The sequence below is a fragment of the Bradyrhizobium sp. P5_C11_2 genome (genome assembly GCF_054049755.1).
Genome location: NZ_JBFULT010000189.1, coordinates 1 through 12,517 on the forward strand (window position 1 = coordinate 1; position 12,517 = coordinate 12,517).

The window sequence follows — 12,517 nt, forward strand, 5'->3', positions numbered from 1 at the left end:
GCATCTGGCCAAGCCGCATGGCGACCTCGCCTATTTCCGCTCGGCCAAGGACGCGCTGCGCCGGCTGCGCCGCGCCGGCATCTGCCACAACGATCTTGCGAAGGAACAGAACTGGCTGGTCGGCCGCGACGGGCGCGCCTATGTGACCGACTTCCAGCTCGCCGCCTGCTTCGCGCGGCGCGGCCGGCTCTATCGCATCCTCGCCTATGAAGACCTCCGGCACCTGCTCAAGCACAAGCGCTCCTATGCGCCCGAGGCGCTGACGCCGCGCGAGCGCAAGATCCTCGCGAAAAAATCCTTCGCCGCAAGCCTGTGGCTTGCCACCGGCAAGAAGGTCTATCGCGCGATCACGCGCGGCCTGTTCAATTTCACCGACCGCGAAGGCGGCGGCCGCAGGCTCGTCAACGACGCGCCGGTGCTCGCCGATCTGATCCGCAAGAATCCGGCCGTGCGCGACACCGCCATCGTCGCCTTTGCCGACCGCCGTTCGGGCGTCGGGCTCTATGCGTTCGTGGAAGGCGATCAGGCCGCGCTCGAAGGCCAGCTCCGCAGCGAACTGACCGCAGCGAAGGGACCAAAGCCGCCAGAGCACATCCAGATCGTGCATGCGCTGCCCCGCGATCCCAGCGGCAAGCCGCGCACCGAGATCCTGCAACTGGTCGCCATGAACCAGCTCGACCTGATCGAGCCGATGATGAAGAGCGACCAGGACCGCGCCTTCCTCAAGGACATCCTGGAACAGCGCAAGAACCTGCGCGACCGCTTCAATTTCGAGGCGGACCTGCCAACGAGCTAGCCCGGAAGACCGTGCCTTGAAGCGTCCACATTGGCGGCGGAGAAGCGGCCGGGTGGAACCCTGGTTTGGTGAGCGATGATGATTTGGGGGCTGATGACGCGTCGGATGGCCGGCAGGGCAATCGCCGGCCTTCTGCTGCTGGTTGTCACGCCTGCTCTGGCCGACTCCCCGGCCGAACTGATCTCGAGCTTCCGCCTCAAGCACGGTGAGGTCCGCGTCGTGCGCGACACGACCCTCGACCGCATCGCGATGGACCAGGCGCGCGCAATGGCCGCGAAGGACGATCTCAGTCACGATGCCCTCGGCCCGTTCAACAGGCGCGTCGCACCGGCCGGCGCCGGGCGTGCCGCCGAGAACATCGCCTACGGTTACGACAATTTCGAGAAGACCCTCGGCCAGTGGATCGATTCCTCCGGGCACCGCAAGAACCTGCTGCTGCACAATGCCTCCCGGGTCGGGATCGCGAGCGCCAAGAATGCGAGCGGCAAGCGCACCTATTGGGCCATGGTGATCGCGGGCGATTACGAGCCGAAGCGGGGCAAGGGCAAGAAAGACAAGGAGCCGCTGGTCGCCGTGAAGCGCGAGGCCCCGCCCGCAAGCAAGCCCAAATCCAGCAGCTGCCACATCAAGCTGCTTGGCCTCTGCATCTGAGGCGAGACGCCGCGCGGGAAGCGCTGTTGCCTGCGTTTCTCTGGCCAGCCAATATGGTCGCGCCGCTGTCTTGGACCAACCCTGGGGCGATCAATGRCCAAAAAATACACAGCTCAATGCGCCTGTGGCGCCATCAAGTTCGAATTCAACACCGATCCGACCTTTATCGCGAACTGCCATTGCAACGATTGCAAGCGAGCGTCAGGCGGCGAGATGGCGACCTTCTTCGCCGTGCCGGAGGATGACTTCACGCTTCTCAGCGGCAAGCCGAAGGCCTTTCACTACATCGCCAATTCCGGCAAGGGCCTGGATCGAAATTTCTGTCCCGAATGCGGCTCGAGGGTCTTCAGCTCGAACCTCGACAGTTTTCCCAAGACGGTGTTCGTCCAATTGGGCAGCCTGGACCGGCCCGACCTGGTCGCGCCGAAGCTCGAGATGTTCACCGAGCGTCGCATGCAGTGGAACAAGCCCCTCAACCTGCCGCAGTTCGAAGAGATGCCGCACTGAACCGGCGATAGCGCGAGGACCGAGGTGCAGTTGATCGACATCGACCGAATACGTGCCGACACGCCAGCCGCCGCTCGGCTTGCGTACCTTCACAATGCAGGCGCGGCTCTGATGCCTGCTCCTGTGGTCGCGGCCATGAAGCGGCATATCGATCTGGAGAGTGAGATCGGGGGCTATGCCGCCTCCGACCGGGAGTCCGATCGGTTGCAAGCGGTGTACGGCTCGGTCGCCCGGTTGCTGAACGCCGCGCCGGACGAAATCGCCCTCATGGAGAACGCGACGGTTGCCTGGCAGATGGCGTTCTACGCGCTTCCGTTGCGCGAGGGCGACCGGATCCTGACCGCCGAGGCGGAATACGCCGCCAACTATGTCGCGTTTCTTCAGGTGGCCAAGCGCACGGGCGCAACGATCGACGTCGTGCCGAGCGATGCCAGCGGCGAACTCGACCTCCAGGCGCTCGACCGCATGATCGATGAGCACGTGAAACTCATCGCCATCACCTGGGTTCCGACCAATGGCGGGCTGGTCAATCCGGCGGCGGCGGTCGGGAAGATCGCGCGAGCACGGGGCATTCCCTATCTGCTCGACGCCTGTCAGGCGGCTGGACAGATGGCGGTCGATGTCGAAGCCATCGGCTGTGACATGCTGTCAGCGACGGGGCGCAAATTCCTGCGCGGCCCGCGCGGCACCGGCTTTCTTTACGTGCGGCGAGCGATGCTGCAACAGCTCGAGCCGCCGATGATCGATCACTTCGCGGCGCCCTGGGTCTCCCGAGATGAATACCGGCTCCGCGACGATGCGCGTCGCTTCGAGACCTGGGAGAACAATTACGCAGCCCGACTCGGCCTCGGCGCCGCCATCGATTACGCCCTCGACATCGGAATGGGCGCGATCGAACAGCGCTGCCGCACACTCGCGGACCGTCTTCGCGGCGGCCTCGCTTCCATTCGCGGCATCAGGATTCGCGACCTCGGACGCGCGCCGGGGGCCATCGTCAGCTTCACGATGGAGGGCCATGAGGCGGAAGCCATAGTCGGCAGCGCGGCTGCCGCCGGCATCACGATCGGTGCCTCGTACCCGTCGAGCACCCGCATCGATGCCGAAGTCCGCGCGCTGCCTCCGGTGGTGCGCGCCTCGCCGCATTACTACAACACGGAAGCCGAGATCGATCGGCTGATCGGCCACCTCGCCGGTTTGACGCCGCGATAGCACGCGGATACGCGTCGCTCAGGTACAGCGCGCGCTCAATCCGGATGCGCCGAGCCTGGCCATGACCTCGTCGAGATGCGCGCTGTCGCGGGTCTCGATGACCAGTTGCAGCAGCGTCGCCTTGGCCGGCAGGTCCGAGAACGTCCGCTGGTGCGAGACCTCGATGATGTTGGCGCCGGCCTCGGCCAGCAGCGCCGCCACCGCCGCCAATTGCCCGGGCCGGTCGGGGATATCGAGCGACAACTGGGTCAGCCGTCCCTCGCGCGCAAGCTCGCGGGTCAGGACCGAGGCAATCAGCCTCGTGTCGATGTTGCCGCCGCTCAGCACCAGCCCGACCTTCTGCCCGGCAAGGCGTGACGGGTCGGACATCAGCGCGGCGAGGCCGGCGGCGCCGGCGCCCTCGACGACCGTCTTCTCGATCGAGATCAGGGTCGCAACCGCACGCTCGAGCTCGGCTTCGTTGACGAGCGCGATGTCGTCGACGAGGCGGCGGACGATCTCGGTCGTGATCTTGCCGGGCGATTTGACCGCGATGCCTTCGGCCAGGGTATCGCCGCGCGCCGGCAGGTTGCCGCCATGGATGGCGTTGTACATCGAGGGATAGAGCCAGGCTTCAACGCCCAATATGCGCAATGACGGCTTCATCGATTTCGCGGCGATGGCGATACCGCTGATCAGGCCGCCGCCGCCGATCGGAACCACCAGGGTATCCAGCTCGGGCACAGCCTTCAGCATCTCCAGCCCGACCGTGCCCTGCCCGGCGATGACAAGCGGATCGTCGTAGGGATGGACGAAGATCATGCCGCGGGTTTCGCCGTGGCTGCGCGCGAATGCGGCCGCCTCTTCCAGTGTCGCGCCGGTGACCACCACCTCGGCGCCGTGGTGCCTGGTGTTCTCGACCTTCACCATCGGCGTGCCGACCGGCATGATGATGGTGGCGGGAATGCCGAGCCGCTTGGCGTGATAGGCGACGCCCTGCGCATGGTTTCCCGCCGACATCGCGATCACGCCGCGCGCACGCTCCTCGGCCGACAGCGCCGTCAACCGGTTGAGCGCGCCCCGCTCCTTGAACGAGGACGTGAACTGGAGGTTCTCGAATTTGAGCCAGATGTCGCAGCCGCAGATGCTGCTCAGCGTGCGGCTGTAGCCGCAGGGGGTCTCGACGACCGCGCCCCGGATCGTCTCGGCGGCAGCGTGAATGTCGCTAGGTGCGACCGGAAAGCCGGTCAGATCGATGGACACGGTTTGGGACAAGTCAGCCATAGGACAGCATAGAGCATTTGGCCGATGCAGGCGATAAGCCAACCGCTATTTGGTAAATTCCCGCGATCGCGAAGCCCGCCACAGCGTCCATAAGGTGCGCAAGCGCGATGCCGGCTGCGGCGCGAAGGGATCGCGCCCCGGCCGCGACAGCCGCTTGAGGTCGGCCCGCGTCTGGCCCAGCGGCAGAAACGCGGACCGCGCCGGCGCCGGCACCTCCGCAAGCAACGATGAGGCCGTGGCCAGATGTTGCCGGGCTTCGCCCGCGAGCTGTTCCAGCACGGCACGCAGATTGGGCGTGTCCTTGCCGGCGAAGACATCCTCCATGCTGCAGCCATGGCTCGTCAGAAATTGCTGCGGCAGGAACAGTTGCCGGTGCGCGGCATCGCGCGGCAGGTTGGTGACGATCTGCACGATGCCCTGGGCCAGCCCGGCATGCCTTGCCAGATGCTCGATGGCCGGCGAAGGCGGCGCCATGATCCGGGCTGCGAGCCCAAACAACGCCGAGCAGGTCGCGTCCAGATAGCCTTCCAGGGCCGCCATCGTCGGCATCGGATCGTTGTACAGATCGAACTGGTGCTCGTCGGCGAGCAACGACAATGGCTCGATCGGCAGGTCGAAATCGCGGATCGCGCGCAAGAGCTCTGCCGCCACCGGATTGCCCTCGGCGCTGCCATGGACATGGCCCGAGAGCATGTCGGTCCACCATTGCAGGCGGATTTCGCCGGGCAAGGGCTGGCTCACCAGATCGCGGACGCGGACGATCTCGACGTTGAAAGCGTAGAGCGCGAGCAGCGCGCGGCGCTCGGCAGCGGGCGCGAACAGCGTCGCGGCATAGCGCGGAAAGTCATGGCTGCGCACGATATCGGCGCAGAAGGCAACGGCATCGGATGGCGGCGCAGTGCTGTTCATGGCACGGCGATCAGCGCGGCCGCAACGCGGCGCCGTTCGCCGATCATGATGTTGTAGGTCCGCACGGCGGGACCGGTCTGCATCGTGTCCAGCACCACCCTCACCGCTTTCAGCGCCTGGCGCAGCGCCGGCGGCGGCAGCCAGACGCCGGTTCCGGTCCCGATCAGAAGCGTGTCGATGCTGTTGGCAGCCGTGAAGACCCGATCCAGCGAATAGCGGTCGATCTGGGCGGGATCCGTCACGTCCCAGGCCCAGATCGCGTCGGGCAGGCAGAGCAGCGAACCGCGATGCGACATGCCGGCAAAGGCGAAGCCGCCCTTGCCATAGGCTTCGATCGGCGCGGAGCGGGGGAAATGCGGAGCGTTGGGATCGCCGGCCATGAGACTTGTCCGAATGGGTCTATTGCCCTCGCAAACGCCTGCGAGGGCATGCGGTTCGGATCATGCCTTGCTTTTCTTCGCCGGCGGAGCCTCTTCTTTCGCATCCTCGCGATGCTCGCCGACGCCGAGATAGATCAGGATCGGCGCCGCGATGAAGATCGAGGTATAGGTGCCGACCAGCACCACGCCGAACATCATCACCGCGGTGAAGCTGTGGATGGCGTGGCCGCCGAACAGCAGCAGAGCCAGCAGTGCCAGCGTCACCGTGAAGTGGGTGATGATCGAGCGCGACAGCGTCGAGTTGATGGACTCGTTGAGCAGCTGCGGCATCGGCATCTTCTTGTAGCGCCGCAGCATTTCACGGATACGGTCGTAGATGACGACGGTGTCGTTGAGCGAATAGCCCAGAATGGTCAGAAGCGCCGCGATGCTGGTCAGGTCGAAATCGACCTGGCTGATCGACATGAATCCGATGGTCAACACGATGTCGTGCACGTTGGCGATCATGGCGCCGAGCGCGAATTGCCATTCGAACCGGAACCAGAGATAGATCAGGATCGCGACGATCGCGAGCATCAGGCCGAGCATGCCGTAGGCCAGAAGCTCGCCGGCCACGCGCGGACCGAGCACCTCGGTGCGCTGAATGTCGACGCTGTCGCCGAGCGCGCCACGAAGCTTCYGCAGGGCTTGCTGCTGTGCGGCATCGCCACCCGGTTGTTCCGCAACACGGATCAGGACGTTCTCGGGGCCGCCGAACTGCTGCAACTGGACTTCGCCCAGACCCAGGGCGTCGAGCGTGGTGCGCATCGCCGCGATGTCGGCGGTGCCGGACCTCGCCTTCACCTCCAGCAGCGTGCCGCCCTTGAAGTCGATACCGAGGTTCAGGCCGTGGGTAAAGAACAGCGTGATCGCGACGATCGACAGCACCGCCGAGATCGGGAAGCTGATGCGACGGAAGCGTGTGAAGTCGAAATGCGTATCGTCCGGGACGATGCGCAGCGACGGCAGCCAGCCGAACACCGAGACCACGGTGAGTACAGCAATGAGGATGCCGAGCCCGATGAGAACAATGTGAGTCACGGTCAGGCTCCTAGATCGGCACGCTCTGCGGCCGCTTCCACCGCACCCACCCGGCCACGATCAGCCGGGTCAGCGTGAAGGCGGTGAATACCGTGGTGATGATGCCGATGCCGAGCGTCACGGCGAAGCCGCGCACCGGGCCGGTGCCGATGTAGAACAGCACCGCGGCGGCAATGAAGGTGGTGATGTTGGAATCGAGGATGGTCGCGAGCGCCCGCTTGAAGCCGGCGTCGATCGCCGAGATCGCGTTGCGGCCGCCGCGCAGCTCCTCGCGGATACGCTCGTAGATCAGCACGTTGGAATCGACCGCGATGCCGACGGTGAGCACGATGCCGGCGATGCCGGGCAGCGTCAGCGTGGCGTTGAGCAGCGACAGCAGGCCGAAGATCATGGCGACGTTGATCGCCACCGCGATGTTGGCGAACACGCCGAACAGCCGGTAGGTCAGCAGCATGAACACGACGACCAGGATCGAGCCGACATAGGCCGCAAGCTCGCCCTTCTCGATCGAGTCCTGGCCGAGGCCCGGACCGACGGTGCGCTCTTCGACAACCGTCAGCGGCGCCGGCAGCGCGCCGGCGCGCAGCAGGATCGCGAGATCGTTGGCCGATTGCACGGTGAAATTGCCGGAGATCTGGCCCTGACCGCCGGTGATCGGCTCGCGGATGACGGGAGCCGAGATCACCTTGTTGTCGAGGACGATCGCAAACGGCAGCCCCACGTTTTCCTGCGTGGCCTGCGAGAACTTGCGCGCGCCCGACGTGTTGAATTTGAAGCTGACGACCGGCTCGCCGGTGCGCTGGTCGAAGCTCGCCTGGGCGTCGGTCAGGTCGCCGCCGGCGACCAGCACCTGCTTCTTGACCACATAGGGCACGGGCGGCGGCGACGCGCTCATCAACAGCTCGGATTCCGGCGGCAGCCTGCCCTGCTGCGCCTGGTCCGGCGGCACGGAGGCATCGACCATGCGGAATTCCATCTTCGCGGTCTTGCCCAGCAACTCCTTCAGGCGGGTCGGGTCCTGAAGCCCGGGGACCTGCACCAGGATGCGGTCGGTGCCCTGGCGCTGGATGACGGGCTCGACGGTACCGAGCTCGTTGACGCGGCGCTCGACGATCTGGATCGATTGCTCGATGGTCTTGCGCATGCGCTCGATCATCGCGGCCTGCGGCACGCTGAGGCGGATCAGCCCGCCGCCGGCATCGGTCACGTCAAGGTCGCGTTGACCGCTGGAGCCCAAGAGACCGCCCAGCGGCTGGGCCATCTCGCGCAGCTTGGTCAGCGCGGTCGGCACGTCGGATTCCTTGGTAATGCGAACCTCGACGGCGTCGTTGCGTACCGTGAGACCGCCGGTAAAGCCGATCTTGTTGTCGCGCAGCACCCGACGCCCCTCGTCGCGGATCTGGTCGAGCCTCTCCTTCTTCACGTAGTTGGCGTCAACCTCGAGCAGCAAATAGGAGCCGCCCTGAAGGTCGAGGCCGAGCACGAGCCGGCGCTGCGCCCAGGCGGGCCAGGTCTTCACCTGCGCCTCGGGAAAGAAGTTCGGGACCGCGCAGAGGCACACGATCAGCGCCGTCAGGATAATCCCGAGCGCCCTCCACCGCGTGAAATACAACATCGACTGGACCTGTCAGATCAGGAGACTTGCAGGAAGACTTGAGAGACTCGCGGAAGCACTCACTTCGACGCGGCGTCGTCCTTGGCGGTTTCCTTCGCGCCATCCTTGGATTCCTTCGCCGGTTCGCCCTTGGCGCGGACGCCGGAGATCATCTGGCGCATTTGCCGCACGCGCACGCCGTCGGAAATCTCGAACTCGATCTGGTCGTCATCGACGACCTTGGTGACCTTGCCGACGAGGCCGCCAGAGGTCACGACGGTGTCGCCGCGGCGGATGTTCTTCACGAGCTCGGCGTGATCCTTCACCTTCTTCTGCTGCGGGCGCAGAATCAGGAAGTACATGATCACGAAGATCAGGGCGAACGGCAGCAGCGACATCAACATGCTGTTGGTGTCGCCGGCGCCCGCGGCCTGGGCATACGCAGGGGTAATCAGCATTCGGACGATCCTCGTGGAAACGGGGGAAAGCCGGTCAGGCCCTCAAAGGCGACCGGTTCGGTCAAATTCGCGCGGACTATAGCGGCCACCGCCCCAATTGCAACGCTGCCAGACCGTCGATTTGGCCACCTTGCGGCGCGCCTCCCGGCCCGATAAGGCTGCATTCTCAGGAACTTCGGACATGCCCAGAAAACCAAGCAAAAGCCCGGCCGGCAAAGGCCCCATTACCCCTGCCAGGAAGCCTGCCCGGGTCGCGGCAAAACGCCCCAAGGCAGCTTCCAAGGCTGCCCCCGACCTCTCCCAGGAGCGCGTCGTCCGCGCGCTGGAGACCATTGCGGCGCACCTCTCCGCCCAGGGGAAGCCGGCCGCAGCGCCCGAATCGTTCGAGCGGGCGGATGCCTTTGTCTGGCACCCGGATGGCCGCCTGTCGGCGGTGCCGCGGGTCAGCCGCGTCGAGCTGTTCCTGTTGAAGGGCGTCGACCGGGTGCGCGACATCCTGATCGAGAACACCGAGCGCTTCGCTGGCGGCCTGCCCGCCAACAATGCGCTGCTCTGGGGCGCGCGCGGCATGGGCAAGTCGTCGCTGGTGAAGGCGGCCCATGCCAGCATCAATGCGGAGCGCAAACCGGCGGACAAGCTCAAGCTGATCGAGATCCACCGCGAGGACATCGAGAGCCTGCCGGCGCTGATGGAGCAGTTGCGGGCGTCCTCGTTCCGCTTCATCGTGTTCTGCGACGACCTCTCCTTCGACGGCAATGACGCCTCGTACAAATCGCTCAAGGCGGTGCTCGAAGGCGGCATCGAGGGCCGGCCCGAGAACGTCATCCTCTACGCCACCTCCAACCGCCGCCACCTGCTCGCGCGCGAGATGATCGAGAACGAGCGCTCGACCGCGATCWATCCCGGCGAAGCGGTCGAAGAGAAAGTCTCGCTGTCGGATCGCTTCGGCCTCTGGCTCGGCTTCCACCGCTGCAGCCAGGACGAATATCTCGCAATGGTGCGCGGCTATTGCAGCCATTTCGGCGTCAAGGTCGACGACGAGGCGCTGGAGCGCGAGGCGCTGGAATGGTCGACGACGCGCGGCTCGCGCTCAGGCCGTGTCGCCTGGCAGTTCGTGCAGGAGCTCGCGGGCCGGCTGGGCGTGAAGCTGGCGGCGCCGTAGCGGTCGGATCGCAACCCACTTACGGCTGTCTTTCCCCGAAGGCGGGGAATCAAGGGCGCGTGCGCATAAAAACCGGTTATGGCGGCGTGTAGGGATCCGGGGTGCCAAGCTTKATCGGAGGGTACTTCTTGAAGCTCGCTTCCAGTGCTCCGATGATTCTCACCGCGGGATCGGCGACCCAGGAGTTTTGCGCGGCAACATCACGCTCCTCCTTCCGGTCGGTCAGTAGATTGATGATTCTCGGCAAGGGCAATTTCTGCGGCGTGGCGTACATCGTTTCCTGCCAGATCAAATGGACTTTCCAGTTTCGCCATTTGACGGCTGACAGCCGGTCGGCCACATAGGCGGGGAACCCTTCGCGGTTAGAGGTCTCCTGCTTGCCCAAAAAGAAATCTAGCTGATCCACGCCGTCAATCGCGCGATCCGTAGGGACCTCTGCGCCCCCGACCCGCGCAAGCGTCGTGAAGAGGTCGACGATGTGAACGATTTCGTTGCTGACGCGGCCCGCCGGCACCTTGCCGGGCCAGCGAATGATGAACGGTGCCCGCAGTGAACCTTCCATCGCCGTGAAGTAAGTTCCGCGCCAAGGTCCGCTGTCACCCTCCCAGGGGTTGGTCGCCTCCGGGCCATTATCGCTGGTGAATATCACAAGCGTGTCGTTTTCGATGCCTGCTTGCTTGATGGCATCGAGGATTTGCCCGGTGCGGTAGTCCATTTCGGCCAGGCAATCGGCCCAATCGCCGTTGCCGGTTCTGCCCGCGAACTCAAGATTTGGAAGCGTCGGCATGTGAACCTGCGCGAACGGAACGTAGGCATAGAACGGCTTGCCCGAGCTCGCGTTGCGCTTGATGAACTCCACCGCACGGCTGGTGATTTCCGCGTCCATGGTGCGGCGGCGATCCACATCCAGCACAGCGACCTGTCGAGGTTTATCGCCCTTGCGTGCTTCATAGATGTGTTGGGGGTGAACGACTTTCGCATCCCAGCCCTGCCTGTTCCCGACCGACGGCCACATGCTTTGTGTCTCGTCCAGGGACGGCCACATCGCCTCGTCATAAGTGCGCGGGATGCCGTACCACTCGTCGAACCCCTGATTGGTAGGCATCCGGTCTTCGGCGCTACCGAGATGCCATTTGCCCCACATCCCGGTCGCGTAGCCCTGCCCCGACAACAGCTCCGCAGTCGTGATCTCCCACTGTGTTAATCCGTCGGGGATGCCGCCGATCGGAACTTCGTACGTGCCGGAGCGGATGGCAAAGCGCCCCGTAAGCAGGGCCGAGCGGGACGGCGTACACTGCGCTTCAACATTGAAGTTGAGCAGACGCGTGCCCTCGCCGGCGAGCGCGTCAATGCGTGGCGTGGGCGCGCCGCGAAGGATACCGCCGCCATATATGCCCAGCTCGCCATAGCCCAGATTGTCCGTGAGCATGACGACAATGTTGGGCTTCTTAGGTTGCTGCGCTGCGGAAGGCGCGATCACAATCGCTATGGCGGCGACTGATGCCAACGAACCGAGCCAGATGGTTTTGCTCTTCGGCACGTTTTGCCCTCAGATCAATTGGCCACCTTCCGACCAAGCTCGGCACCAATCCCCTACGTGCCGCCAGAGCCGGTTGCCGGTTGATGCCTTTCTCCGGTTGATCCCCCTACTTCGTCACCCTGCGCGGGGTCGGCGCAAYGGTGCTTTCAGGCGCGGCGGGCGAGATCGCAAAGGTCAGCCAGGTATTCCAGCCCGACGGCCGGTTCTCCGCTCCGAATTCGCCATATCCCTTTATGTTCAGATATCCCTGCATGCCGCCGACCGGAAAAAGATAGCCGAACTGCGGACCGATGCCGAAAACGCGCGACCTGAATCCGCCAAGGGCCGGCAGTCCGCCGGTATCGTTGGAGACCTGCTGATAGGCATAGCCGACCAGACCTACGAAGGCCTGCTTCGAGAGAAATTTCGACGCACCCCAATCGAAGTGGAAATCGACGCCGCTCTGAACCAGCGTGTCCGGGTTCTTGAAGTTGTACGTGAAGCCGCCGACGCCGGAGAATTCATATCCCGTCATCGGGTTGAGGTAAGTGTAACCCCCGCCTGCGTCGATGGCGCCATGACCGATGCCGATGTTGGAGAGGCGGCTGGGCTCATAGGCGCCGACTGGAATGTCGCCGGTCACGTAGGTCATGTAGTTGTGGACGCCGTCGTGCCACTTCATCGTGACCATGGGATAGAGGTCGCCGAACCCGGTGAGCGAGTCCGATATGGTTCCCGTGCGGGTCGCCGAAATCGGACCGAACMCGGTCGTCAGCGTGCCATCGAGGGTCGTGCTGTTTCGACCGTAAATGCCCGTGACACCGACGGACAATTGCCCGCCGAGGACCGGCGTCGCGAACGTATACGTCGGAGACAGAAACAGCAGGTCTGGCGGCGCTTTGAGATTTACGTTCAAGTCGACATTGACGTTCGGAGAGAAACGGCCAATCTGAACTTCTCGGGCCGCTGCGGCAGCACCGGAGGCGGAC

Annotated in this window: 13 protein-coding genes; 5 read left to right on the forward strand and 8 right to left on the reverse strand. The window is 64.6% G+C overall.

Translation table 11 applies throughout. The features are described from left to right. The 4 genes from ACXJL8_RS18920 to ACXJL8_RS18935 form a co-directional block, all read left to right on the forward strand. On the forward strand, positions 1 to 796 hold a 796-nt coding region (locus ACXJL8_RS18920), incomplete at its 5' end, for a serine/threonine protein kinase (RefSeq protein ID WP_456685397.1). 75 nt (positions 797 to 871) lie between these two features. Further along, entirely contained in the window at positions 872 to 1,447 is a 576-nt protein-coding gene (locus ACXJL8_RS18925; protein WP_456618850.1) for a CAP domain-containing protein, read from the forward strand. Between the two features lie 93 nt (positions 1,448 to 1,540). Further along, the gene (locus tag ACXJL8_RS18930) at positions 1,541 to 1,954 is read left to right on the forward strand and encodes a GFA family protein (protein WP_456685398.1); all 414 of its coding nucleotides are present in this window, start codon (positions 1,541 to 1,543) and stop codon (positions 1,952 to 1,954) included. 30 nt (positions 1,955 to 1,984) lie between these two features. Next, positions 1,985 to 3,163 (forward strand): aminotransferase class V-fold PLP-dependent enzyme, encoded by a 1,179-nt coding sequence (locus ACXJL8_RS18935; RefSeq protein ID WP_456618848.1) that lies wholly within the window; start codon positions 1,985 to 1,987, stop codon positions 3,161 to 3,163. An 18-nt stretch (positions 3,164 to 3,181) separates the two neighbouring features. Here the strand turns inward: ACXJL8_RS18935 and ACXJL8_RS18940 are convergent, their stop codons facing one another. Genes ACXJL8_RS18940 through yajC form a run of 6 tightly spaced genes read right to left on the reverse strand, consistent with a single transcriptional unit; the run spans position 3,182 to position 8,847 of the window. Beyond that, positions 3,182 to 4,426: a threonine ammonia-lyase gene (locus tag ACXJL8_RS18940; protein ID WP_456618847.1), complete on the reverse strand. Its 1,245-nt coding sequence runs from the start codon at positions 4,424 to 4,426 to the stop codon at positions 3,182 to 3,184. A gap of 45 nt (positions 4,427 to 4,471) precedes the next feature. Further along, a complete protein-coding gene (locus ACXJL8_RS18945; RefSeq protein ID WP_456618846.1) occupies positions 4,472 to 5,335 on the reverse strand; it encodes a phytoene/squalene synthase family protein in 864 nt (287 codons plus the stop codon). Continuing rightward, complete coding sequence (locus ACXJL8_RS18950; protein ID WP_456618845.1) at positions 5,332 to 5,715, reverse strand: Mth938-like domain-containing protein; 384 nt, start codon at positions 5,713 to 5,715, stop codon at positions 5,332 to 5,334. Before ACXJL8_RS18950 ends, ACXJL8_RS18945 begins: the two co-directional genes overlap by 4 nt. A 60-nt stretch (positions 5,716 to 5,775) precedes the next feature. Next, positions 5,776 to 6,795: a protein translocase subunit SecF gene (secF, locus tag ACXJL8_RS18955; protein ID WP_456685399.1), complete on the reverse strand. Its 1,020-nt coding sequence runs from the start codon at positions 6,793 to 6,795 to the stop codon at positions 5,776 to 5,778. Positions 6,796 to 6,805: 10 nt separating this feature from the next. Next, positions 6,806 to 8,410, reverse strand: coding sequence for a protein translocase subunit SecD (gene secD, locus ACXJL8_RS18960; protein WP_456618843.1), 1,605 nt, complete (start codon positions 8,408 to 8,410; stop codon positions 6,806 to 6,808). 59 nt (positions 8,411 to 8,469) lie between these two features. Then, complete coding sequence (yajC, locus tag ACXJL8_RS18965) at positions 8,470 to 8,847, reverse strand: preprotein translocase subunit YajC (RefSeq protein ID WP_456618842.1); 378 nt, start codon at positions 8,845 to 8,847, stop codon at positions 8,470 to 8,472. 181 nt (positions 8,848 to 9,028) lie between these two features. Between yajC and ACXJL8_RS18970 the strand changes: the two genes are divergently transcribed. Continuing rightward, positions 9,029 to 10,009: an ATP-binding protein gene (locus ACXJL8_RS18970; protein ID WP_456685400.1), complete on the forward strand. Its 981-nt coding sequence runs from the start codon at positions 9,029 to 9,031 to the stop codon at positions 10,007 to 10,009. A 76-nt stretch (positions 10,010 to 10,085) separates the two neighbouring features. Here the strand turns inward: ACXJL8_RS18970 and ACXJL8_RS18975 are convergent, their stop codons facing one another. After that, complete coding sequence (locus tag ACXJL8_RS18975; RefSeq protein WP_456618840.1) at positions 10,086 to 11,549, reverse strand: arylsulfatase; 1,464 nt, start codon at positions 11,547 to 11,549, stop codon at positions 10,086 to 10,088. A gap of 106 nt (positions 11,550 to 11,655) precedes the next feature. Next, positions 11,656 to 12,517, reverse strand: an 862-nt coding sequence (locus tag ACXJL8_RS18980; RefSeq protein ID WP_456685401.1) for a SphA family protein, incomplete at its 5' end; no start/stop codon positions are given.